Source organism: Marinobacter sp. L-80 (assembly GCF_056859395.1).
Window position 1 is genome coordinate 1 of sequence record NZ_JBSXOI010000049.1, and the last position, 23,318, is coordinate 23,318.

Consider the following 23,318-nt stretch of genomic DNA (forward strand, 5'->3'; position numbering starts at 1 on the left):
GGCGCCGGCCTGGCGGTTCTCTGGGATGAGGCTCTCGCCTTGCTGGTAATCGGTGTCACGCTGTTTATTTTCTCCCTTTGGGTCTTTCGACGCCGGGTACAATGAGATCGGTTGGGTGAGTGCCTGACGTTTGTCGCTACCGAAACGCCGATCAACTTGATTCATGGAGACCCTGATGCGCTGGAGGCCATGAAGGATCACTTGCGTCAGAACACCCGGTTTGAGGTGGAGGTGGCAAGCTACCAATCCATTTTGCGTCTTTGATGTGAGACCGGGCAAATACCCGGGGTAATCCGGATATTTACGGCGAGGATTTCTAATAGGCCACCATTAACGTCAGTAGAGTTATCAGGGAGAGATCATGAACGGCTATTCCATTGAGGATTCACATCGAATCCAGCAGCGTGCTGCCCAATACCGGCAGCGTTACCCCCAGTTTGCCAACTGGGCAAAAGGGCGCGGGGTGATCGAACATACCGATTTGACCCAGGTGCGCGTGTTCGACCTGTGCCAGGAACTCGTTTGTGCCGGGCGTTATGACTCGCTCGACGATGCCCTGATTATTTTCGAGGCTGCAGACACCCTCACCAACGCGGCCATGTGGCTGGTAGCCCACATGACTTATGCCAGCAGAGTGGACCTGTCCGGACAGCCGCTGGCGGCGGATGACTTCAAGGAAAATCCTCAGGGGCATACCGGTGGTTCGCTGAACATGGTGCCTGCCTATCTTGGCTACACGGCCGCCAACGCGTTGGCGGGGCTGACCCGTAGCTGGCTGATGGGGCAGGGGCACTGTGTGGCGGCTATCGAAAGCGTCAACATACTGCTCGGCAATCTGCATCCAGAACAGCAGGCTCGGTACACGCTCGACGAGGCGGGGCTGTCCCGGCTGGTGAGTGACTTTTACAGCTACGCCGTCACTCCGGATGGCACACCGGGGGTTCCCCTGGGCAGTCACGTCAACCCCCACACTGCCGGCGGGCTGATCGAGGGCGGATATCTGGGCTTCGCTGAACTGCAATACACCCACATGCCGCTGCCGGGGGAGCGTCTGGTCGCGTTTCTCAGTGATGGGGCATTTGAGGAGCAGCGGGGCAGCGACTGGGCAAGCCGCTGGTGGCGAGCTGAGGACTGTGGCCTGGTGACCCCGGTGATGATTGCCAACGGCCGCCGCATCGATCAACGGTCAACCATTTTTCTGCAAGGGGGGGCGGACTGGTTCCGGCAACACCTGGAACTCAATGGCTTTTACCCCATACTCATTGATGGCCGCGATCCTGCGGCCTTTATCTGGGGCATCTTCGAGGCCGAATCGAGGCTTCAGGCGTGCAGCGAACAGGTCAGCGCCGGCCACATGAGGTACCCTGTAAAGCTCCCCTATCTGATTGCCGAGACGGTCAAAGGCTATGGTTTCTATGGTGCTGGCTCAAACGCGGCGCATGGTACCCCGCTTCCGGCAATACCGAGATTTGATGAGGTCTCGCGCAGGCACTTTAACGAATCCATTGCCCGTTTGTTTGTGCCCGAGATCGAGATTCACGGCGCCCGCGACGTGCTGGCAACTCACCGGGCAGACGATCGGCCTGCGGAAAAGGATCATCCGCTGAGTTGTCGTGACGTCAAGCTGCAAACTGTACCCGAACCGGTCTGGTTGCAAACGGCGGTATCAGAGTCGCCCATGGTTGCGATTGATCGGCAGTTTGTTGCCCTTGTAAAGGCCAACCCGGCGCTTCGTATTCGCCTGGGGAACCCGGATGAATTGCGTAGTAATCAGATGAACCAGTCGCTTGACCTTCTGAAGCATCGCACCCTGACGCCCGAGCCCGGCCTTGCGGAATCCCTTCACGGCTCGGTAATCACAGCCCTGAATGAGGAGGCCGTTGTCAGCGCCGCTCTGGGTAATAAGGGAGGTATGAATCTGGTGGTGTCCTACGAAGCGTTTGCCATGAAAATGATTGGCGCTCTTCGGCAGGAAATTATTTTTGCGCGACACCAGAAAAGTCTCGGTCGGCCCGCCCGATGGTTATCCGTGCCGGTCATTGCGACGTCGCACCTCTGGGAAAACGGCAAGAACGAGCAGTCTCATCAGGACCCGGCCTTCGGCGAAGTCCTGATGGGAGAAATGAGTGACACTGCCCGCGTTGTCTATCCTCCCGACTGCAATAGTGCTGTGGCGTGCCTTAACGAGTGTTTTCGAACCCAGGGGCAGTTCTGGGCCATGACGGTTCCCAAGGCAAAACTGCCTGCCGTTTTTGACGGCCGTCAGGCTGTGCAATTGCTCCGGGATGGTGCCATCGCTCTTGGTGAAGCCGGTGATGTGCAGTTGATCGCTGTCGGCGCCTATCAACTCCGGGTTTGCCTTGAGGTTGCCGAAGCGCTGGCTCAGAGAGGGCTTTCGAGTGGTGTGGTCTGCCTTCTCGAGCCCGGTCGATTCCGGAGTCCCCGGGATCCAATCGAGTCAGGGCATCAGTCTGGTAGTTCTTACAGGGCCGAGCTGTTTCCTCACGATACAAAACTCAGAGTGTTCGTGTGCCATATGCGCCCAGAGGCCTTGCTGGGACTCTGCCGTCCTCTCGATCTCGGGCCCGACCGGACGCTGGCGTTTGGCTATGAAAACCATGGTGGCACCCTGGATACATCGGGGCTGCTGCAGGCCAACAAATGTGATGCCCATTCGATAGTGCAGGCGATCCTGTCAAAAAGTGGCTCCTCAGGTGCTGATAAGGCGACATTGTAGCGATGGAGCGCGAGGATCGATTTACAACAGTCTTTACGGGGAAAACTAAAGCGCTGGTCATCACCGTACTGATTCTCACACTAAAACAATCCGGGCGGCAACCGATGCAGCTAGTCGCCCCACATACAGGTCAATCATGCTATGAATGAATCGTTCAATCACGCTGGGGCCTGGGGCATCACACTGATCGTTATCGTTCTGGTGTCCTGGTTCTTTTACCGTTATTTCGCGCCGAAAAACTGGCGGGAATGGGCCGGCGCCGGGGTGGTGCAGGCCTTCATCATTGCGCTTTATGCAGAAATGTACGGCTTTCCGCTCACTATTTATCTGTTGGTGCGCTTTTTTGGCCTCGACAGTGAGTATGTCAGCGCCAGCCTGTGGTCGACCCTGGTAGGGCTGGGTGAAACCGGGATGTTGGTCTCAATGTTGCTCGGCTATGCGCTCGCGTTCACCGGGATCGGCCTCTTTATTCAGGGGTGGCGTCAGGTCCACAAGGCACGAGGTGAAAACCGTTTGGTGAAAGACGGCTTGTATGCGTATGTGCGGCATCCGCAATATACGGGGCTATTCATCGCTCTGTTTGGAGAAGGGGTGGTGCACTGGCCGACGCTGTTCTCGGTCGGCCTTTTTCCGGTGATCGTGCTTGTCTACACATGGCTGGCTCGACGTGAGGAGCGGCAGGTGCTCAAGGAGTTTGGTGAGGAGTACCGTGCCTACCAGCGGCAGGTGCCGATGTTCATCCCCCGCTGGGGGCGGTGGCGTCAGCTCGCCGCTGCGTCACGAAATAGTAGTGAAAACGATCCGGTGTGACGCAGGTATTGGTTTTGCCGGTCGACTGGTTCGCATCAGGCTCGATTCCGTTGAGACGGCGTACAGGAGCGATCATTCCCGGGTGTCTGACTATACTGCGTGGCGCCCCCACATACGGTGCTGGCTCAATCTCATGATATCCGGCCATTGTAAAAACTGACTTGCATCAAGATAAGGGCGGCACAACTGACAATTTCAGTTTCGTTTCAGGTCAAGGGTGTCTAATTGTTCATGTTTTGGATCGATGGCTTTATTCGAAAGCCTTTTCCGGAACAGCTATATACGTCTCTTCATCTAACCCAGAAGGGTGCACCTATGAAAAAACTCCATTTTATCAAGCTGTCGCTGGCAGCCTCCGTATTCGCAAGCGGGGCCGCGATCGCAAACGAAGACACCGAATCAAAAATTGCCAACCTTGAGTCGCAGATCGCGGCACTGCGGGAGGATGTAAAGAGCAACAACCTCGATACGCTGTCCAAGCTGCACATGGCCGGATACGCCAACGTTGATGCCATAGCGGGCTCTGATCGACAGGAAGACGGTTTTACGGCAGCGCGATTTGCGCCGATTTTCCATTTTCAGTTTTCCGACCGGGTGCTGTTTGAAGGCGAGTTTGAAGCCGAGACGGATGAAAATGGTGAAAGTGAAATCGCAGTAGAATATGCGACCATCGATCTCATGCTGAACGATTACATGGCGCTGGTGGCGGGCAAGTTCCTGAGCCCGATCGGCCAGTTCCGCCAGAATGTCCACCCAAGCTGGATCAACAAGCTGCCGACCGCGCCCGTGGGCTTTGGTCACGGGGGCGCAGCCCCGCTCTCCGACCTGGGCGTTCAGTTGCGTGGCGGCATTCCGCTGAGCGGGTCGATGCGCGCCAACTATGCGCTGTTCACCTCGAACGGTCCGACCCTTGTTGTTGATGCTGATCCCGGCGAAGAAGTGGAAATTGAACTGGAAACCGAGGCTGCCGCATCCAATGGCGATGGTAATTTCGTCTACGGTGGCCGAGTAGGGTTCCTGCCGGTGCCTGCGCTGGAGCTGGGCCTGTCCGGCGCCCTGGGCAAGATCGGAGTGGCCGAGGGGCACGATGTGTCTGACCTGGCGGCGGGAGAGCCGGACCGTGACTACACAGTCCTGGGTGCGGACGCCGTTTACAACCTTGACACCCTGCAGCTGCGCGGTGAATTCATCCAGCAGACCGTGGGAAGCGAAGCCAACAGCGCGGTTGCCGGTGGCGCGGTGACCGAAGAACTCGAATACACTGCCTGGTATGCGCAGGCGGCCTACCGGGTGCCGGATACCAAGTGGGAAGGCGTTGTCCGCATAGGTGACCTGGACACCCCGGGTGCCGATGCAAACCGCTCCCAGTGGTCTGCAGGGGTGAATTACCTGTTCGCAAACCACGTTATCATCAAGGCGGCCTACACCGTGGATGATTACGATGACAACGCTATCGACGATGACGAGCGCTTCAACATTCAGTTGGCTTACGGCTTTTAAGAGGGTATTAACATGAAACTAATGAACCGCAACCTCATCAGTAATGCTGCACTCATGGCTGCGCTTTTCTTCGGTGGCGCAGGTTCAGCCGCTGCCCAGGACGCCGACGATCCCATGGCGTTCGTCCGGGGCGCCCAGTCATGGGCCGACAACTGCGCACGGTGTCATAACATGCGCGACCCGGCCGAGTTCCGTGACGATTTCTGGGAGCCATCCGTGCTTCATATGCGTCTCAGAGCGGGCTTAACCGGGCAGGAAACAAGGGATATCCTGACCTTCCTCCAGAAAGCCAATGATCCGGCAGATAATAAGGGGGAGAATAAATGAAACGATCGTCTTTTCTGATCGCCAGCCTGGTCGCCGGGAGCTTTGCCTACTCAGGCGGAGCCGCGGCTCAGGCGGACAGCGTGGAAGCCGGCGAAAAGCTCTATAACTCCACCTGCGTTGCCTGCCATGGCGCAGACGGAAAGGGCAAGCTGCCCGGCGTTCCTGACTTCACAAAGAGCGATGGCCGGCTGACCAAGAGTGACGATGTATTGGTTACCAATATCATGGAGGGTTTCAAGAGCCCCGGCTCATCCATGGCGATGCCCGCCAAGGGCGGCATCAGCTCATTGACCAAGGAGCAGGCGGAGGCCATGGTTCTATACATGCGCCAGGCCTTTGCCAGCAATTAGTAGTTGAAGTAGGGCAACTCGAAACTCCTTGTTGCCCTACTTCTTAGCATGCGTCGTTATCGCAGAACAGCTCATACAGAACTTCTATGATCCGGCGCGCCTCCTCTCCCGCCAGGGAGTAGTGTATGGTCCGCGCTTCGCGGCGCGCAGATACCAGGCCGTCCTTGCGCAGCAGGGCGAGTTGCTGGGAGACGGCCGCCTGGCGCATCTCCAGTGCATCCGCAAGTTCGCTCACCGCCTGCTCGCCGTCGACCAGTTGGCAGAGGATCATCAGCCGGCTCCGCCCGGAGAGGGCCTTTAGCAGATTGGTGGCCTGATCCGCCGCTTCCGACATCTGATTTTTATTCATACATTCATAGCTCTGCAATCGTGAACATGTTAGGCTTGGTTCAGATGATCGGCTGCTCTTGGCCAGGTAGTCAAGTGTTGCCCGTCGTCGTCTGGCAGGCCCCGGCTCTCCATGGCCCGGCACGTGGCCATGCCAGGTATTGTGTACGGGTGCTTTCAGTGCAGCCAGCGCAGTGCGCAATCTGCTGAAAGTGCCGGAACGCGCTACTATAACAGGAGGGGCATATGTCTATCGACCGCCTTGTACTCGCCTTCGCAGGATCTTTCATTCTTGTAAGTCTGGCTCTCTCCCAGCTCCACTCGCCTCACTGGCTGTGGTTCACCGCGTTTGTGGGCGCCAACATGCTGCAGGCTGCCTTCAGCGGATTCTGCCCTCTGGCGAAGATCCTCAAGGCCCTGGGCAAGAAGCCCGGCGCCGCCTTCGATTGACGCACGGAGGCACTGTAAATGTCTGAAAACACCGAGGGTTCCTGGCTGGAGTTCGCCACGGACCGTCCTCGACTGACCGTTTGGGCCATGGTGGTTGCCACGCTGGCGCTGGTGGCGCTGGCGGCGCTGCCAAGCGTCTGGCCCGAGCGGTTTGGTCTGCTTAATCCGCTGACCATCGATACCGACCCCGAGAACATGCTCTCTTCCGACGAACCCGTGCGCGTTTTCCACGACGACATGAAGGAGCAATTCTCGCTTTATGACATGGTCGTGGTGGGTGTGGTCAACGAAAGCAACCCTGACGGGGTATTCAATGTCGGTTCGCTGCGGCGCATCTATGAGCTGACGGAGTATGCCAGTACGCTCAGGTGGCCCGATCCGGACAACCCGGGCCGGCAGGAGGGCGTGGTCGAGGAGGATATGCTCGCGCTCTCGCGGGTCGACAACATTGAGCAAGAGGGGGTCGGCTCGGTTCGTTTCAGCTGGCTCATGCCAGAGCCGCCGGATACCCGCAACCAGGCGCTCGCTATTCTTGAGCGGGCGCAACGCATTCCGCTGTTCGACAATACCCTGGTCAGCGCCGATGGTAAGGCAGTCGCCCTTTACCTGCCGCTGACCAGCAAGGACATGAGTTACCGGGTCCGCGAAGCCCTGCTTGACAAAGTCGCTGGCTGGAAGGATACCGGCGATCAGGTCTACATCACCGGGCTGCCCGTGGCGGAGGACACCTTTGGTGTGCAGATGTTCTATCAGATGGCGATCTCGGCGCCACTGGCAATGCTGGTCATCTTCCTGGTGATGTGGTGGTTCTTCCGCCACGTCCGGCTCATTACCTCGGCGATGATCGTGGCCATGGTGGCGGCCGCGAGCACCATGGCGCTGCTGGTGATCAGCGGCAGCACCGTCCACATCATGAGCTCGATGATCCCCGTATTCATCATGCCCATTGCGGTGCTGGACGCGGTGCATATCCTCTCGGAATTCTTCGACCGCTATCCCCTGCATCGTGACCGCCACCGGGCCATCCGGGAGGTTATGGGGATACTGTTCAAACCGATGCTGTTCACCACCCTGACGACGATGGCGGGGTTTGCCTCACTGGCACTCACCCCGATCCCGCCCGTTCAGGTGTTCGGCATCTTTATCGCGATTGGTGTGTTCCTGGCCTGGTTGTGCACGGTGACCTTCATTCCGGCTTACATCATGCTGATGCCGGAGCGGCGGCTCACCGGCTTCGGTCACGCCGCCGGGGACCCGGACCAGGATACGGTCATGGGGCGCTGGCTGCGTCGCCTCGGCGAGGGCGTGGTCAGCCACGCCAGGGCGGTGCTGGTGGTTACCATGGTCGTGGTGGTGGCCGCCGGTTATGGCATCAGCCTGATCCGCATCAACGATAACCCGGTCAAGTGGTTCGAGCCCGAGCACCCCATCCGGGTGGCAGACCGGGTGCTCAACGAACATTTCGGCGGCACCTACATGGCCTATCTGGCGCTGGTTCCGGAGGGGGATAACGCGGCCCAGGACAACCAGATCTTCAAACGCCCCGAAGTCCTGCGCTACATCGCCAGGTTGCAGCAGCGGCTGGGCGAGACCGGCGTGGTCGGCAAGTCCAACTCCGTCGCCGATCTGGTCAAAACCGTCCACCGCGAACTGCTGGGCGGCGATGACGGAGCCTTTCGCATTCCGGACAGTCCGGCGGCGGTTGCGCAGACCCTGCTCACCTACCAGAATGGCCACCGCCCCCAGGATCTCTGGCACTTCGTTACCCCCGACTACCGCCGTGCCAGCATCTGGGTTCAGCTTACCAGTGGCGACAACCGGGATATGAGCCGGGTGGTTCAGGCGCTCGACGACTTCATCGCGGCCAACCCTCCGCCTGCGTCGATCCAGGCACGCTGGTTTGGTCTTAACTACATCAATGTGGTCTGGCAGGAAAAAATGGTCAGCGGCATGGCCATGGCCCTGTTCGGCAGTTTCGTGGTCGTGCTCCTGCTGATGGCCTTATTGTTCCGCTCGCTGCTCTGGGGACTGCTGTGCATGATTCCCCTGACCGTGACCATCGGGGCCATCTATGGTCTGATCGGTATCATCGGCAAGAACTACGATATGCCGGTCGCCGTGCTGAGCGCCCTGAGTCTGGGGCTCGCCGTGGACTACGCCATCCACTTCCTGGCCCGCGCCCGCGCCACCCAGGCTGAGACAGGCTCCTGGCGTCGCTCGGTGGCGCCGATGTTCGGCGAGCCGGCACGGGCGATAACCCGCAACGCCATCGTACTTGGCGTTGGTTTCCTGCCGCTGCTGGCCGCACCGCTCGTGCCCTACCAGACGGTGGGGGTATTTATCGCGGCCATTCTGTTGACCGCCGGCCTGAGCACACTGCTGATCCTGCCGGCACTGGTAACCCTGCTGCAACGATGGCTGTTTCCCGGTGCCCGCAGGGCCGCCCCGAATCCGCAAAACCAAGAGGAAGGCGTGCAATGAGTAGATACTGGCCTGTTACCCTGTTCCAAAAGCTGACCCTGGTGGTGATCGCGCTGGGCATCACGCCCATTGCCCTGGCCCAGGATGCCGGTGGTGCGCCTTCGGTGGAGCGTATTGTCAACCGGGCCAATATGGTCTCCTACTTCCAGGGGCGTGATGGCCGCGCCAGGGTTGCCATGACCATCACTGACCGCCAGGGGCGTACCCGCAGTCGCGAGCTTACCATTTTGCGGCGGGACGGCCCGGAGACAGATGCCATTGAGGGGAGCGCCTATCGTGGCGAGCAGAAGTACTATGTCTATTTCCGGCGGCCGGCGGATGTGAGCCAGATGACGTTGCTGGTGTGGAAACACCAGGACCGGGACGACGACCGCTGGCTGTACCTGCCGGCGCTGGATCTGGTTAAGCGAATTGCCGCCTCCGACAAACGCACCAGCTTCGTCGGCTCGGATTTCTTTTACGAGGATATCTCCGGGCGCAGTATTGATGCCGACAGCCATGAGCTGATCGAGACCACAGACAACTACTACGTAGTGCGCAACACACCCAGGCGGCCCGGGGAGGTTGAGTTCGCCTACTACGATGTCTATATCCACAAGCAGTCGTTCTTGCCGGTTCGCACCGAGTATGTCGACGACAGTGGCAACCTCTACCGGCGTTACACCGCGCTGGCGGTGGAGAAGGTGCAGGGTTACCCCACGGTCGTCAAGGCGAGGATGGAGAACCTGCGCAGCGGCGGCACCACGGAGCTGACCTACACTGGCATTGACTATGACCTGGGCCTGCCGGAAGACGTCTTCTCGGAGCGCTACCTGCGCCGGGCACCAAAGGAGTACTTGCAGTGACCACCGGTGCACTGAGGGCAGGAGGGCGTGGATGAACACCAGAAGCCTGCTCTGGGGCATGTTGCTGGCGGGTATCGTTCTCGGTGCAGCGCCCGGGGCGCTATGGGCGGCCGCGCCCGAGCTGCCGGAGGGGCTGGGTGCGCCCGCCAGCGATACCGCGGAACCGGCCCTGCCAGCGGGCCTCGGGGGTGAGGCCGGGGCAGAACAGACCACCGACCGACCGGCTGCGGCGGCGCTGCCATTTCGTCTGCGCGGCTTCTGGGAGGCCCGCGGCGGAACCCGGCTGGGCGATGATCCCCGCCAGCGCGATCTCTCCATCGCCGAAACCCGGTTGCAGCTCGAGGCGGAGAAGTATTTCCGGGGAGCAACGTTGCGCCTTACCGGCGATTTTCTCTATGACGACCTGGACGATGATCGGTCGGTGGACCTGGAATCGGGTGAGGGCGCCTTCGACCTGCGCGAGGCCAGCCTGGTGTTTTCGCCGAGCGCGGACACCGATGTCAAGCTGGGGCGCCAGATACTCACCTGGGGAACCGGCGACCTGGTGTTCATCAACGATCTGTTTCCCAAGGACTGGGTCTCGTTTTTTATCGGCCGCGATGTGGAGTACCTCAAGGCGCCCTCGGACGCGCTGAAGGTCTCGGCTTTTTCCAGCTGGGCCAATCTTGACCTTGTCTACACCCCCCGGTTTGACGCTGATCGCTTCATCGACGGCCGCCGTCTCTCTTTCTTCAACACAGGGCAAGGGCGGCTGACCGGGCGCAATGCGGTTGTACTGGCGGACCGCCCGGCGGACGCGTTCGAAGACGACGAGTGGGCCGCCCGGCTGTACCGTAACCTTGGCGCCTACGAGGTCGCGCTCTACGGCTACGACGGCTTCTGGAAGAGCCCGGCCGGGGCTGATCCGGCCAGCGGTCGGGCCAGGTTTCCTCCGCTGTCGGTGCTCGGCGCCAGCCTGCGCGGGCCGGTGGGGGCCGGCATCGGCAACGTCGAGCTGGGCTATTACGATTCCCGCGCAGACCGCGATGGCGACGATCCCACAGTACGCAACAGCGAGCTGCGCCTGCTGCTCGGCTATGAGCAGGAAATTGCCCGTAACCTGACCCTGGGCCTGCAATACTACCTTGAGCGCATGGGCGAGTTTGAGGCCTACCGGCGGGCCTTGCCCCCTGGTGCCCCGGTGCGGGACGAGAATCGCCACGTCCTCACCCAGCGGCTTACCTGGCTGACACACAGCCAGAATCTGGCGTGGTCGTTGTTCCTGTTCTACTCGCCCTCGGACCGGGACGCGTACCTGCGCCCCCGGGTGGGCTATCAGGTTGATGATCATCTCTCTGTTGAAGCCGGCGGAAACCTGTTTTTCGGCGCCCGGGAGGAAACCTTCTTCGGTCAGTTTCAGGACAACAATAACCTGTATCTGGGGGTGCGCTATGGGTTCTGAAAAGGTTAGGTGTTGATGGCCCGAGGTTCCGGTTGTTTTTCTTGCTATTCTGACGCCCGTTTGAGAACTTTGAGGCAGACCGATAGCGGGAGTTGGTATGAAAAACGATAACGACAGGGAAGTGCCGGGCAATGCCGTGCATGCCGTCATGGAGGAAATCCACCGGGATTTTCTGCATTTCCTGACTCGCCGGCTGGGGGATAAGGACGAGGCCGCCGACGTCCTGCACGATTTCTACGTCAAGGTGCTCACACGCAGTGGTGACGTGCGCGAGACTGAAAAGCTTCGTGCCTGGATGCGCCGGGTTCTTGAGACCAGCCTGATTGATTATTACCGGGCGCAGAGCAAAAAACGCCAGTCTGAGCAGGCGCACCACGATCTCGAAGCAGCGCTGCTCGATGACGACTTTAAAAACGAACTGGATTTTATTGTCTGCACGTGCCTTTACAAACTCCTGCCGACCCTGAAGCCAGAATACGCTGAAATTCTGTGGCACGCGGAGCTGATCGGCGAATCCCGTGAAACCATCGCAGCGGTGCTCAATATTTCGGCGAGCAATCTGAGGGTGCGTTTGCATCGGGCACGGGAGGCTCTGCGAAAGCGGCTGGAAGAGACATGTGGGAGCTGCCCCATCCATGGCTATCTGGATTGTGGCTGCGATTCCGGCGCTGCTCAGTCCAGTTACGGTGGTGCTGCTGGCTGAGCTCGTGCGGGGATGGGGCCAGTTCCTCAGCGGCGAGAGCCACTGACATGCCCGTTGCCTGGCTTGTCAGTGGCTGTCACAGCTGATGATGGCGGTTACGGTGCGATCCGGCCGTTGTCGAGATGCTTCGGGTTAAAGGTAAAGACGATGTCGGGATCCGGGGTGGCGGCGTGTTCGTCTTTTTCCGGGCAGTCCACCAGTGACATCAAATGACGAATAACATTGAGCCGGGCCTGTTTTTTATTGTCGGCCCTGACGACATACCACGGCGTGATCTGGTTGTGCGTGCGCGCGAACATCTGGTTGCGCGCCGCGCTGTAGTCGTTCCAGTGTTTGATCGCGACCTTGTCGACAGGACTGATTTTCCACTGCTTGAGGGGGTCAACACGACGATCCTTCAGCCGGCGTGCCTGCTCCCCCTTTGAGATATCCAGGTAATATTTGAACAGCTGAATCCCGGAATCCACGAGCATGTGCTCGAATGGCAGTACCGAGCGCATGAACTCCTCATATTCCGTGTCCGTACAATAGCCCATAACGCGCTCGACCCCGGCGCGGTTGTACCAGCTCCGGTTCATCAGGGCCATTTCCCCGGTCGGGGGCAAGTGCGGGACGTAACGCTGGAAATACCACGAGCGACGATCACGGTCGGACGGCCTGCCCAGCGCCACGACTTGAGTTTCGCGTGGGCTCAGGTGCTCCGTTATCCGCTTGATGACGCCGTCCTTGCCGGCGGCATCGCGGCCCTCGAACAGGATGAGGATCCGCAGGTTGTTCCTGATCAGGTGCCTCTGCAGTTTGACCAACTCGATCTGAAGCGTCCGAAGGGTCTCCTTGTAGCCCTTGGCTCCGAAAGGTTTGCTCTTTGTTTTCTGGCTCATTTTCAGATTCCCTGAATGCTTGGTTATTGCAGCCTGGCGGTGCCGGGACGCTGGCTATCGTGGTTCGGAGTTTTTGCGCCTCTTCGCAGTGTCCGAGCCCGCGTTTTTCGAGCTTCGCGAGCTTCTCCTTGAATATGGGTATGTACATTGTGACCATGCGAGTCTGTTTTCGATCAGTCTGTTCTCCGGGCATGCCGTGCCCCTCCCTGTTCAGCTTGAGTTCAGCTCCGGGGCTGAGGGCAGGCCCGGAGTCGATCAGGACCACAGGTCCCGCCGACTTTAAGGACGGCTAGCGGAGAGTTGCGTTACAGTTTGATGACAGTTATTGGCCGGTCGGACACCTCCGGCCCTATGAAAGCCATCAGTTGGCGTTCCATGCCGGGTGATCGGAGATGTTCTCTCCGTCCCTGGTGGCCGGTTCGCCCAGTCTGTCCCGGCTGGCCAGGTAATCCCGCGTGAGCGGTACCGCGTCCTGTTTTTTGGCAAGCTGGATCTGAAAGACGACAAGACCGTCGTGCCGGAATGCCACTTCGCTGGCAACCAGGTAGAACCGCCACATGCGGCAGAACCGCTCGTCATAGATCGACCGTACCCGGTCCAGGCTGGCCTCGAACCGATTGCGCCATTCCTTCAGAGTCTCGGCGTAATGAAGCCGCCACACCTCGACATCGGTGACATAGAGACCGGATTGCTCGACGACGGCAAGGATTTCCGACAGGGCCGGGCTGTAGCCACCGGGAAATATGTATTTGGTGATCCAGGGGTTGGTTGATCCCGGTCCGTCGGCCCGGCCAATTGTGTGCAGCAGTGCCACACCATCGTCTTTGAGCCGGTCTCGCAGGGTGGCGAAGAACTCCTTGTAGTGTGGCACTCCGACATGCTCAAACATGCCCACCGACACGATCCGGTCAAAAGTGCCGTCGATGTCGCGGTAGTCTTGCAGCCGGAACCGGGCCTGGTCGCCAAGACCCTCGGCCCGGGCACGTTCTTCGGCGATCCTGTGTTGCTCTTGCGACAGGGTTACCCCGGTGACCCGGGCACCATAGTCACGGGCAAGGTGAAGCCCAAGCCCGCCCCATCCGCAGCCGATGTCGAGAACCCGTTGTTCCGGCGCCAGGAGGAGTTTGCTGGCGATCAGGGATTTCTTGTTTCTTTGGGCGGTTTCCAGGGTGTCGCCCGGTTCGCGAAAATAGGCGCAGGAGTATTGGCGGTCGGGGTCCAGAAACAGGTCATACAGCGTGCCGGACAGGTCGTAATGGTGTGCCACGTTGCGCTGAGCCCGCCCGGCCGGGTTGAACTGCGCCAGTCTGCGATGAAGCTGACGGAGGTTTGCCTGCCAGCGAAGGTGCCATGCATCGGACTGGCGCTTCAGGTTGATGACCAGCAACTCAATCAGACCATAGAGGTCATCCTGGTCGACCGTGAGTGTACCGTCCATATAGGCCTCGCCCAGTGTGAGCTCGGGATTGATCAGGAGTTTGCGTGGCAGGGAGTGCGCGTGAAAACGCATGGTGGCGGAGGGTGTCGACCCGTCACCGTATTGTATTGATCGTCCGTCAGGATAGACGACAACCAGGCTCCCCTGCCTGATCAGACGCTTCAGAAAAATCGAAAGCAGTTTTATCCACATCGTGTTTTCTCGTTGCTGCGACCTTTGTGTCGTTGAAATGATCACTTCTCCGGATCATTTGATTCCGGGTTGTACTAGCGAAGCCGGCGTACCGGCACTTCGCTGTTCGAGTAATCACATCAGTAAACTATATACTATGACGGCAAGTCGGCCTGTTCGTTACACGCCCGCGGCTTGCCCCGGATCACCCGGCCCCAAAACAGCTGTAACGGATATCTTTTTTTTGCGTCTGGTTTTCTGGTTTATGGTCTATGTTGTCTCATATCAAAATCAAAAGGATTGATTTATGACAGTCAAGGTTATCGAGGTAGGCGGTCTGACCTCCACACTGAGCGCGAGGGGCGTTGAAAAACAGCTCTCCCGGCTGCCGGGTGTGAGCAAGGTTGAAGTGAATTACGTCGCGGGCAGTGCCACCGTGGTCTATGACGAAACGCGTACCGACCTTGAGGCGATCAAGGCGAAAGTCGTCGAGTGCGGCTATCACTGCGGCGGCGAGCTGGTGCCGAAGCACGTCTGTGCGCCGGAGGCTTCGCAAGGTAAGTCTGGTGCCGCCGCAAAACCGGCCGGTCATCATCACCCGGGCGCGGACAATACCCGCGCCGAAGTCGAAGCAGCGCCGCCCGTGGATCACGCGGCCCATGAGATGGGCCATGGCGGCGGCATGAGCATGGAAGCCATGGCGCGCGATATGCGCAATCGCTTCTGGATTGCGTTCGTCTTCAGCATCCCCATCTTTGCCTATTCGCCCATGGGCGAGGTGTTCATACCCCCGGCGCCGCCATTTGGCCTCCGCCTGGATCTGTGGCTGTTTTTCCTGGCGAGCGCCGCCGTACTCTACCCGAGCTGGCCGTTTTTCGTCGCCGCCTGGCGAGCGCTTCGCAACGGAGTGCTCAACATGGCCGTGCTCGTGGTCCTGTCCGTGGGCACGGGGTATCTGTTCAGCGTCGGCGCGACCTTTTTCTTTCCCAGTGTTCAGTTCTATGAAGCGGTGGCAGTGCTTCTGGTCTTTATCCTGCTCGGTCACTGGCTGGAGATGCGTGCCCGCGCCGGGGCCTCAAATGCCATTCGCTCGCTGATGGATCTTGCTCCGCCCATGGCGAATGTACTGCGCGACGGGCGCGAAACTGAGGTCCCCACCTCGGATGTCCTCAAGGATGATGTCGTCGTTATCCGGCCCGGTAATAAGATCCCCGTTGACGGTGAAGTCCTGGAAGGCGAGTCGCAGGTTGATGAATCCATGCTGACCGGCGAATCCATGCCAGTGCCTAAGAAGCCCGGCGATTCGGTGATCGGGGCGACCATCAACAAAAGCGGAAGTTTCAAATACCGCGCAACCAAGGTTGGTGCCGACACGGCGCTCGCACAGATCGTCAAGCTTGTGCAGGAAGCCCAGAACTCCAAGGCCCCGGCGCAGCTGCTTGCCGACAAGGCGTCCCAATGGCTGGTGCTGATCGCGGTCGTCATTGGTCTTGCGACCTTCGCGGCCTGGTTCTGGTGGATAGGTCAGCCGCTGCTTTTCGCCCTGACGCTGACCATCACGGTCTTCGTTATTGCCTGTCCTGACGCGCTCGGGCTTGCCACGCCGATGGCGGTCATGGTGGGTACCGGCCTGGGCGCCATGAACGGGATTCTGTTCAAGAACGCCGGCGCGCTGGAGGAGGCGACCAAACTCGACATGGTGGTCTTTGACAAGACCGGGACACTGACGATGGGCGAGCCCGAGGTGGTCGAGGTGGTTGCCGCTTCCGATGTGACGGTTGATGAGGTTCTCGCGCTGGCGGCCACTGTGGAACAGGGCTCCGATCATCCGCTGGCGCAGGCGATTTCGAAGCGTGCGGCAGATCTGGAGGTGCAGACATTGTCCGGCTTCCAGAACATCGAAGGCAAAGGTGCGCAGGCCGAAATCGGGGGCCGGGAGGTTCTTCTGGGCAACCGTCGTCTGATGGACGAACGCCAGGTTGCGATGAATGGTCTGGATTCCGAGGCTCAGCGGCTCCAGGGGGCCGGGCAGACGGTCGTGCACATCGCGCACGGGGGCCAGTTGGTTGGCCTGATCGCCATTGCGGATGCCCCGCGACCGACGGCTGCGGCAATGGTAGCCAAGTTGCGTGAACGAGGCGTCGAGGTTGCCATGCTGACCGGGGACAATAAGGCGACCGCCGACCGGATCGCGGCGAGCCTTGGCATCACCACCGTTCTCGCCGATGTCCTGCCGGGGCAAAAAGCAGACAAGGTAAAAGAGCTGCAAGGCCAGGGCAAGCGAGTGGGCATGGTCGGCGACGGCGTCAATGACGCCCCGGCGCTGACACAGGCCGACGTAGGCTTCGCGATTGGCGCCGGCACGGACGTTGCCATCGAAAGTGCCGACGTGGTGCTGATGAAAAGCGACCCTTACGACGTTGTGGGGGCGATTGAGCTGTCACGGGCGACGCTGCGGAAGATGTACCAGAATCTGTTTTGGGCAGTTGCCTACAATGTGATTGCCTTTCCGGTGGCCGCTGGCCTGTTCTACCCCTTTGTCATCAGCCCGGAAGTGGCGGCGCTGGCCATGTCGGGGAGTTCGGTCCTGGTCGCGGTGAATGCCATGCTGCTCAAACGGACGCGACTGGAGGGTATCCATGCGGCGGCAAGCTGAGCCCCGATCTGCGTGGGCCCACGTCAAAGCCACTTGCGTAGCAACAGGCCAAGCGTGTCATACACGGCTTTTATGAAGCCGCGGTGTTTCCAGGCGATGCCAGTGATTTCACTGGCATCCTGCAAGTCAGTTACGAACTCGTTTCTTAACTGGCCATTCAAGGCTTCGTTTGTGGAAATCAGCGTCAGTTCATAGTTAATAAACAAACTTCTGTAGTCGAAGTTCGCGGTCCCTATGCTGCCCCAGGCATCGTCAACGAGCAGTACTTTGGAATGCAATAGCCGGGGTGTGTACTCGAATATGCGAACGCCGTGTTCCAGCAGTTCCCCGTAAATGGCGCGGGCAGCCCATTGTGCGGGGGTCGAGTCGGTCTTTTCGGTGGTCAGGATCCGCACATCGACTCCCCGGCGGGCCGCGAGAGCAAGTTGTTTGCGTAATCCCCGGTCCGGTACGAAATAGGGCGTCGCCAGCCAGATTTTGTCGGATGCTCCGGCCAGTTGGTCTTTGATGGAGCACCGCAGCTGGATGCGGCAGGCGCGTGTGGTATTGGGAGTGATCCGGCTGTCACCGATGGTATGACTCTGTGGGCTCCAGTCAGGGTGACCGCACCAGAAGGCGTCAAACAGAGCGTCAGCCTCCGCCGCCAGAGGCCCCTCGAAGCACACATGCACGTCGCGCCAACGCTTTGGGCCGTAATAGCGCCTCGAGCCTTCGCGATGAATGTTGAAGCCGCCGAGATACGCTGTTTTGCCGTCAATGACCAGCAGCTTGCGATGGTCGCGACGGTTGTAACGCATCGGTTGCCGCCAGCTCCAGCGGTGAAAGCGCTGTAGACGGACGCCGGCGGCCCTGAGCTGGCGCCGGTGCAGCCGCGTAAGGACGCCACTTGAGCCCAGCGCATCAACGTGAATTCGCACGTCGAGGCCGTGGCGGGACTGCTTCATCAGTTCATCGAGCAGCTCAGCCCCCACCTCGTCCGCCGCCAGGATATACGAAGCAAGAAAGATACGCTGGCTGGCGGTACGGACCGAGCGAATCATCTCCGCATAGAGTTCGTCTCCCTCACCGAACAGCCTGAACACACCCTTCACGGCCCCGCCCTCGGGTTCACAGGCGGCGTCGCCGGGGTTGCCGTCCATATCTATAACCCCAAAGAGCCGATACCCAGGCTGTCGTTGGTGTCTCTGATCGACGTTTCCGCATCGGGTTCGGCCCCGGTCAGTGCGCGTATGGCATCGATGGTTTCCGGAACAACAATCGCCTGGTTGTCGACCATATAGGCATAAAACAGCTCATTGCCCTGCACTTTGAGCATGTCTTCCCAAAGCGCGACTTCATACAGGCTGTCGTGAGGCCGGCCAAGGTCGGCCATCAACTCCTTGACGCTGTTGATCGCGCTGAGCCCGTCACTGATCCGGATAAGGGCGATGCGGGAGGAAGTGCGAAACGCGTCGAGCACTTCGTCCTTGCTCGCCTCACGTGTCAGTTGAACGGACCAGTAGTGCAGGTGGGCCAGTGTCTCCGGAACCTTGACCGCCATGGTTACCACATCCAGGTCCGGGTCGACACTTTGGGCATCCGGGCCCTGGTGACTGGGAATCTCCGGCTCTGGCACGAGGGTATTCATGATCCCGCCCTGATGGCTCTCCCAGGGATCGGTGGCCCGGCGCAGAAGGGTTCCCCGTGCCCGGTCCAGCAAGCCGTGGCGTTTGAGCGCTGACAGGGTACGAATGATCGACGTTGTGTTGCACGATACAACGCGCGTGCCGTCACGGCCGACAGCACTCGCGTAATTGGCCTCGGCAACGAATGAATGGCCCGTGCTTTCATGTGTCTCGCCGCCATGAACGATGTACTTGATGCCAAGCCGCCGGTAGATTTCGATATTCTTGCTGGCCAGGTGTTTTGGTGTACAGTCCACCACGATGTCCGCGGCCTCAAGCAGGTCGTCAAGCGTGCCGGAGACATCAAGCCCTGCGGCCCTCATGCTGGCGGCATGCTCCGAAGTGGCGCCGTAAAGCGAGTATCCCTTGTGCAGGGCGGCCCGTGGCCGCCAGTCCGTGGCAATGTCAGCCACGCCGGCCAGGGCCATGTCTTTCTGTACGGCAACGGCGTCAGCTACCCGTTTGCCAATAACGCCATAGCCATTGATGGCGACCCGAATAATTCCCTGAACGGCCATATTTGCCTCCGGTTTCCTGAAAAAGAGTGAACGATCCTGCCAAATCCCCAGTGTAACCACAGTATAGGCAAAGGCTGAATTTCAACTGAACATCCCTGTGAATATGTATCTTGGTGCACTGGCAGTTGCGAAAAGTTGATGCCAGTCAAAAAAGAAATGGCGCTAAAGTCCTTTTCAGGTTCAGTTCAGTCTGGTGTAGTGGGATGATAAACCATCATGCGGCAATTCCATTACCGGGAGCCAGGTCGAACACTGTGTGGCTGGCCTGGAACAAACGAAAGGATGAACGGACGATGTCTGCAAAACATAATAGCGCTCGTGACGAGAATGACGAGAATACTGTAGCCGGAGAAGCAGGGGGGAAGTATACCTGCCCGATGCATCCGGAGGTGGTATCCGACGAGCCGGGAGACTGCCCCAAATGCGGAATGCACCTTGTGCCTATGGAGCAGGCCGGAACGAGCTCCCATTCCGGTCATTCGCACCATCATTCCGGTCATTCGCACCAGTGTTCCGGAGAGCATGAAAAACCGTCAGGCGATGACCGGAAATATGATCGCGTGCCGCCTGGATATTCGGGTGTGGTCTACACCTGTCCCATGCACCCTCAGGTGCGCCAGACCAAGCCCGGCGCCTGTCCTATCTGTGGCATGGGGCTGGAAACGGAGTCTGCCGCCGTTGACGATGAGGGCCCCAACCCGGAGCTGGTGGACTTCTCCCGCCGTTTCTGGGTTGCCCTGGTCTTTACGGTCCCCCTGCTGATTCTGACCATGACCCCCTATGTTGGCATCATGGCCGTTCGCGAATTCTTTGGTGAGCGGGTCTCGCTCTGGATTGAGCTCGTGATCGCCACGCCCGTGATTCTCTGGTCCGGCTGGCCCTTCTTTGTCCGGGGCTACAATTCGTTTCGCACAATGAATCTGAACATGTTCAGCCTGATTGGCATGGGGGTCGGGGCGGCCTACATCTTCAGCATCGTGGCGGTGCTCCTGCCAGGGATCTTCCCGGAAGGCTTCCGGGACTCCGAGGGTAACGTTGGCGTTTATTTTGAGGCGGCAGCCGTTATTGTCACGCTGGTCCTGCTGGGCCAGGTGATGGAGCTGAGGGCCCGTGAGGGCACAGGTAAAGCCATTCGGGCGCTGCTGGATATGGCCGCGAAAACGGCGCGCGTGATCCGGCCCGATGGCACCGAGGAAGAGGTCGCTCTGGAGGATGTGAAGGTCGGTGATCATTTGCGGGTGCGCCCCGGTGACAAGGTGCCGGTGGATGGCGTGGTTGTTGAAGGCCGCTCATCCATCGATGAATCAATGATTTCCGGGGAGCCGGTTCCGGTGGAGAAGGTCGACGGTGACAAGGTAACCGGGGCCACCATCAACGGTACCGGGAGTCTGGTTATGGAGGCGACCCGGGTGGGGGCGGATACCATGCTCAGCCAGATCGTCGAAATGGTCGCCAATGCCCAGCGCAGTCGGGCGCCTATCCAGAAGTTTGCCGATATGGTGGCCGGCAAGTTCGTACCGGCCGTGATTGCCGTGGCGGCCCTGTCCTTCGTGGCGTGGGCCATCTGGGGGCCGGCGCCGGCTCTGTCTTACGCGCTCGTGTCCGCCGTGGCGGTTCTCATCATTGCCTGTCCCTGCGCACTGGGGCTGGCCACACCCATGTCGATCATGACAGCGACGGGGCGAGGCGCCCAGGTGGGTGTGCTGATCAAGAACGCCGAAGCCCTGGAGCGTTTTGCCAAGGTGGACACCCTGATTGTCGATAAAACCGGCACCCTGACAGAAGGCAAGCCAAAGCTGGTGGCCGTGCTGCCGGAATCGAATCATGACGAGACCGAAGTCCTGAGGCTGGCGGCCACGCTGGAGAAGGGGTCGGAGCACCCGCTTGCCGAAGCCATTGTTGCCGGTGCCGAGGCACGCAACGTGACACTCGGCAAGGCCGACGACTTTGAAGCGGTCACGGGCAAAGGGGTTAAAGGGGTTGTTGATGGCAAGCCGGTGGCACTGGGCAATGCCAGGCTGCTGGAAGAACTGGGGCTGGACGGCGGCCATCTGATGGAGGTTGCCAATGCCAGGCGCGACGAGGGTGAAACGGTTATGTTTGTGGTGCTTGAGGGCGCCGTTGCGGGCCTTGTAAGCGTTGCCGACCCCGTCAAGGAAACAACGCCTGCCGCGCTGAGGGCGCTACATGCCGCGGGATTCCGCGTCATCATGGCAACGGGTGACAATGAGCGCACAGCTAAGGCAGTGGCGGGCAAACTCGGTATTGATGAGATTCGCGCCGACGTGCTGCCAGAAGATAAGGCCAGTATCATTCGCGAGCTTCAGAGCCAGGGACGCAAGGTGGCGATGGCAGGGGATGGGGTCAATGACGCGCCTGCCCTGGCCCAGGCCGATGTCGGTATTGCGATGGGAACCGGCGCGGATGTCGCCATTGAGAGCGCAGGCTTTACCCTGGTTAAGGGCAACCTCGACGGTATTGTCCGCGCCAGGCGGCTGTCCCGGGCGACGATGCGGAATATCAAGCAGAATCTGTTTTTTGCCCTGGTCTATAACGGCGCGGGTGTGCCAATAGCTGCGGGCGTACTCTACCCATTTTTTGGCATTCTGATAGGACCGATCTTTGCCGCTTTTGCAATGAGTGCGTCCTCGTTGTCAGTGGTGATGAACTCCCTGCGTCTGCGTCGAGAGAAAGTCTAGGCGCGAAACGACCATATCGATGACCTCAGCACAGGTAGCCCCATCCTGTGGCTACCTGTGCTGAGGTCGGAGTAAAAATGAGTTTGGCCAGGGAAAGCTAATGAAAATTGTGTTCTTTGAGGCAGAGAAGTGGGAGTGCGATATTTTGCAGCAGGCCTGCTGCAATCATGAGGTTGTTTTCACGGACGAGGAACTCGGAACAGGCAACGTTGGGCTATACAGGGACGCCGATATCATCTCCCCCTTCGTTCATTCAGCCCTGAACCATTCGGTCCTGGAGTGCTTTGAACATCTGCAGTTTGTCGCTACCCGGTCGACGGGATACGACCATATTGATCTGGATTATTGTACCAGAAATTCGATTCCGGTCAGCAATGTGCCCGTCTACGGTGACCAGACGGTAGCAGAGCATGTTTTTGCGCTGCTCCTTGCCATTAGCCACAAGATTCCGGAGGCGATCAATCGCACTCGCAAGGGGGATTTCTCACAGAAAGGCCTGCAGGGGTTTGACCTGCAAGGCAAAACCCTGGGGGTGATTGGCACCGGATCTATCGGAAAGCGTGTTGTAGAAATAGCGCAGGGGTTTCGCCTGAACGTTCTTGCCTGCGATCCCAGGCCGGATGACGTATTCGCCGACCGGTATGGCGTGTCTTACGTCGATTTGGATCGTCTTCTTGAGCAGTCCGATGTGGTGACGCTGCACGTACCTGGCAGCAAATCGGCCAAGCATCTTCTGTCGGACAGGGAGTTCGCGCGGATGAAGCGCGGGGTTGTCCTGATTAATACCGCTCGCGGCTCCGTTGTTGATACCCAGGCTTTGCTGTACGCGCTGGCGGATGGGAAAGTGTCGGCTGCCGGTCTTGATGTACTGCCGGATGAGCCCTCCATCAGGGAGGAGGCGGAATTGATCCGCTCCTTTTTTGACAAGAAACATGATCTGGAAACGCTGTTCGCCAACCATGTTCTTCAGCACATGAGAAACGTCATCGTCACCCCGCACAGTGCGTTCAATACGAAAGAGGCTGTCGAAAGAATCCTCACGACCACCGGCGAAAACATTGTTGGCTTCATTGAGGGTGCACCCCGCAATCTTGTGAACAAACACTGAGCCAGGATGATTTTTTATGCCGATGCTCTATACCTATTTGATCTGGGGTGTGTTGTTGGTGCTGCTGTCGGGATTGGTTCTTGTTGTTACCTGCAATAAGAAGATGCTGAGGATGAGCCTTGGTACCGCTCCCCTGGGGTCGTGAATTCAGATAATAACTGCAGCATTTTTCGTAATTTATACGAGCATCGCTATTGGCAGACCAGGACATA

At 59.3% G+C, this 23,318-nt stretch carries 19 protein-coding genes; 14 read left to right on the forward strand and 5 right to left on the reverse strand.

From position 1 onward, the window contains the following. Nucleotides 1-111: 111 nt before the first annotated feature. The 6 genes from AC13E3_RS05015 to AC13E3_RS05040 all read left to right on the forward strand — a co-directional run bounded on the left by AC13E3_RS05015 (nt 112) and on the right by AC13E3_RS05040 (nt 5,724). Nucleotides 112-264, forward strand: a complete 153-nt coding sequence (locus AC13E3_RS05015) for an MBL fold metallo-hydrolase RNA specificity domain-containing protein (protein ID WP_416225983.1) — start codon at nt 112-114, stop codon at nt 262-264. Nucleotides 265-361: 97 nt separating this feature from the next. Next, nucleotides 362-2,737: a phosphoketolase family protein gene (locus tag AC13E3_RS05020; protein ID WP_482901781.1), complete on the forward strand. Its 2,376-nt coding sequence runs from the start codon at nt 362-364 to the stop codon at nt 2,735-2,737. A gap of 141 nt (nt 2,738-2,878) precedes the next feature. Next, on the forward strand, nt 2,879-3,547 hold the full coding sequence (locus AC13E3_RS05025) for a methyltransferase family protein (protein ID WP_482901782.1): 669 nt from the start codon (nt 2,879-2,881) through the stop codon (nt 3,545-3,547). A gap of 315 nt (nt 3,548-3,862) precedes the next feature. Beyond that, a complete protein-coding gene (locus AC13E3_RS05030; protein WP_482901783.1) occupies nt 3,863-5,047 on the forward strand; it encodes a porin in 1,185 nt (394 codons plus the stop codon). Nucleotides 5,048-5,059: 12 nt separating this feature from the next. After that, nucleotides 5,060-5,374, forward strand: coding sequence for a hypothetical protein (locus tag AC13E3_RS05035; protein WP_008170017.1), 315 nt, complete (start codon nt 5,060-5,062; stop codon nt 5,372-5,374). Beyond that, nucleotides 5,371-5,724: a c-type cytochrome gene (locus AC13E3_RS05040; RefSeq protein ID WP_008170016.1), complete on the forward strand. Its 354-nt coding sequence runs from the start codon at nt 5,371-5,373 to the stop codon at nt 5,722-5,724. The genes AC13E3_RS05035 and AC13E3_RS05040 overlap by 4 nt, the downstream gene beginning before the upstream one ends. A 43-nt stretch (nt 5,725-5,767) precedes the next feature. Here the strand turns inward: AC13E3_RS05040 and AC13E3_RS05045 are convergent, their stop codons facing one another. After that, a complete protein-coding gene (locus AC13E3_RS05045) occupies nt 5,768-6,073 on the reverse strand; it encodes an ArsR/SmtB family transcription factor (protein ID WP_008170014.1) in 306 nt (101 codons plus the stop codon). 224 nt (nt 6,074-6,297) lie between these two features. Here AC13E3_RS05045 and AC13E3_RS05050 point away from each other — a divergent pair, with 224 nt between their 5' ends. The 5 genes from AC13E3_RS05050 to AC13E3_RS05070 all read left to right on the forward strand — a co-directional run bounded on the left by AC13E3_RS05050 (nt 6,298) and on the right by AC13E3_RS05070 (nt 11,971). After that, nucleotides 6,298-6,501, forward strand: a complete 204-nt coding sequence (locus tag AC13E3_RS05050; protein ID WP_008170013.1) for a YgaP family membrane protein — start codon at nt 6,298-6,300, stop codon at nt 6,499-6,501. Nucleotides 6,502-6,519: 18 nt separating this feature from the next. Then, the gene (locus AC13E3_RS05055) at nt 6,520-8,982 is read left to right on the forward strand and encodes an efflux RND transporter permease subunit (RefSeq protein ID WP_482901784.1); all 2,463 of its coding nucleotides are present in this window, start codon (nt 6,520-6,522) and stop codon (nt 8,980-8,982) included. Next, a complete protein-coding gene (locus AC13E3_RS05060) occupies nt 8,979-9,827 on the forward strand; it encodes an outer membrane lipoprotein-sorting protein (protein ID WP_405418220.1) in 849 nt (282 codons plus the stop codon). The genes AC13E3_RS05055 and AC13E3_RS05060 overlap by 4 nt, the downstream gene beginning before the upstream one ends. A gap of 31 nt (nt 9,828-9,858) precedes the next feature. Continuing rightward, nucleotides 9,859-11,268, forward strand: a complete 1,410-nt coding sequence (locus tag AC13E3_RS05065) for a hypothetical protein (protein WP_482901785.1) — start codon at nt 9,859-9,861, stop codon at nt 11,266-11,268. Nucleotides 11,269-11,365: 97 nt separating this feature from the next. Further along, complete coding sequence (locus AC13E3_RS05070; RefSeq protein WP_008170009.1) at nt 11,366-11,971, forward strand: RNA polymerase sigma factor; 606 nt, start codon at nt 11,366-11,368, stop codon at nt 11,969-11,971. Nucleotides 11,972-12,066: 95 nt separating this feature from the next. On the opposite strand, the gene ppk2 is transcribed toward AC13E3_RS05070, so the two are convergent. Continuing rightward, entirely contained in the window at nt 12,067-12,852 is a 786-nt protein-coding gene (ppk2, locus tag AC13E3_RS05075) for a polyphosphate kinase 2 (protein ID WP_008170008.1), read from the reverse strand. Nucleotides 12,853-13,213: 361 nt separating this feature from the next. After that, nucleotides 13,214-14,482 carry an SAM-dependent methyltransferase gene (locus AC13E3_RS05080; protein WP_008170007.1) on the reverse strand — a complete coding sequence of 423 codons (1,269 nt, stop codon included), beginning with the start codon at nt 14,480-14,482 and terminating at the stop codon, nt 13,214-13,216. A gap of 286 nt (nt 14,483-14,768) precedes the next feature. Between AC13E3_RS05080 and AC13E3_RS05085 the strand changes: the two genes are divergently transcribed. Beyond that, the gene (locus tag AC13E3_RS05085) at nt 14,769-17,117 is read left to right on the forward strand and encodes a heavy metal translocating P-type ATPase (protein ID WP_482901786.1); all 2,349 of its coding nucleotides are present in this window, start codon (nt 14,769-14,771) and stop codon (nt 17,115-17,117) included. 23 nt (nt 17,118-17,140) lie between these two features. Here AC13E3_RS05085 and AC13E3_RS05090 read toward each other — a convergent pair whose 3' ends face one another. Both AC13E3_RS05090 and AC13E3_RS05095 read right to left on the reverse strand, forming a co-directional pair. Continuing rightward, nucleotides 17,141-18,256 carry a phospholipase D-like domain-containing protein gene (locus AC13E3_RS05090; RefSeq protein ID WP_482901787.1) on the reverse strand — a complete coding sequence of 372 codons (1,116 nt, stop codon included), beginning with the start codon at nt 18,254-18,256 and terminating at the stop codon, nt 17,141-17,143. Between the two features lie 2 nt (nt 18,257-18,258). Further along, entirely contained in the window at nt 18,259-19,299 is a 1,041-nt protein-coding gene (locus tag AC13E3_RS05095; protein ID WP_008170002.1) for a type II glyceraldehyde-3-phosphate dehydrogenase, read from the reverse strand. 293 nt (nt 19,300-19,592) lie between these two features. On the opposite strand from AC13E3_RS05095, the gene AC13E3_RS05100 reads away from it, so the two are divergent. Further along, on the forward strand, nt 19,593-21,998 hold the full coding sequence (locus tag AC13E3_RS05100; RefSeq protein WP_482901788.1) for a copper-transporting P-type ATPase: 2,406 nt from the start codon (nt 19,593-19,595) through the stop codon (nt 21,996-21,998). A 100-nt stretch (nt 21,999-22,098) separates the two neighbouring features. Further along, complete coding sequence (locus AC13E3_RS05105; protein ID WP_008169999.1) at nt 22,099-23,106, forward strand: hydroxyacid dehydrogenase; 1,008 nt, start codon at nt 22,099-22,101, stop codon at nt 23,104-23,106. The last annotated feature ends 212 nt before the right edge of the window (nt 23,107-23,318 follow it).

Bases quoted from the DNA above. Each gene is read 5' to 3' on its own strand.
- AC13E3_RS05105 (WP_008169999.1), top strand. From the start codon at position 22,099: ATGAAAATTGTGTTCTTTGAGGCAGAGAAGTGGGAGTGCGATATTTTG.
- AC13E3_RS05060 (WP_405418220.1), top strand. From the start codon at position 8,979: ATGAGTAGATACTGGCCTGTTACCCTGTTCCAAAAGCTGACCCTGGTG.
- AC13E3_RS05050 (WP_008170013.1), top strand. From the start codon at position 6,298: ATGTCTATCGACCGCCTTGTACTCGCCTTCGCAGGATCTTTCATTCTT.
- AC13E3_RS05045 (WP_008170014.1), bottom strand. From the start codon at position 6,073: ATGAATAAAAATCAGATGTCGGAAGCGGCGGATCAGGCCACCAATCTG.
- AC13E3_RS05030 (WP_482901783.1), top strand. From the start codon at position 3,863: ATGAAAAAACTCCATTTTATCAAGCTGTCGCTGGCAGCCTCCGTATTC.
- AC13E3_RS05025 (WP_482901782.1), top strand. From the start codon at position 2,879: ATGAATGAATCGTTCAATCACGCTGGGGCCTGGGGCATCACACTGATC.
- AC13E3_RS05100 (WP_482901788.1), top strand. From the start codon at position 19,593: ATGTCTGCAAAACATAATAGCGCTCGTGACGAGAATGACGAGAATACT.
- ppk2 (WP_008170008.1), bottom strand. From the start codon at position 12,852: ATGAGCCAGAAAACAAAGAGCAAACCTTTCGGAGCCAAGGGCTACAAG.
- AC13E3_RS05055 (WP_482901784.1), top strand. From the start codon at position 6,520: ATGTCTGAAAACACCGAGGGTTCCTGGCTGGAGTTCGCCACGGACCGT.
- AC13E3_RS05090 (WP_482901787.1), bottom strand. From the start codon at position 18,256: ATGGACGGCAACCCCGGCGACGCCGCCTGTGAACCCGAGGGCGGGGCC.
- AC13E3_RS05085 (WP_482901786.1), top strand. From the start codon at position 14,769: ATGACAGTCAAGGTTATCGAGGTAGGCGGTCTGACCTCCACACTGAGC.
- AC13E3_RS05070 (WP_008170009.1), top strand. From the start codon at position 11,366: ATGAAAAACGATAACGACAGGGAAGTGCCGGGCAATGCCGTGCATGCC.
- AC13E3_RS05080 (WP_008170007.1), bottom strand. From the start codon at position 14,482: ATGTGGATAAAACTGCTTTCGATTTTTCTGAAGCGTCTGATCAGGCAG.
- AC13E3_RS05065 (WP_482901785.1), top strand. From the start codon at position 9,859: ATGAACACCAGAAGCCTGCTCTGGGGCATGTTGCTGGCGGGTATCGTT.
- AC13E3_RS05095 (WP_008170002.1), bottom strand. From the start codon at position 19,299: ATGGCCGTTCAGGGAATTATTCGGGTCGCCATCAATGGCTATGGCGTT.
- AC13E3_RS05020 (WP_482901781.1), top strand. From the start codon at position 362: ATGAACGGCTATTCCATTGAGGATTCACATCGAATCCAGCAGCGTGCT.
- AC13E3_RS05040 (WP_008170016.1), top strand. From the start codon at position 5,371: ATGAAACGATCGTCTTTTCTGATCGCCAGCCTGGTCGCCGGGAGCTTT.
- AC13E3_RS05035 (WP_008170017.1), top strand. From the start codon at position 5,060: ATGAAACTAATGAACCGCAACCTCATCAGTAATGCTGCACTCATGGCT.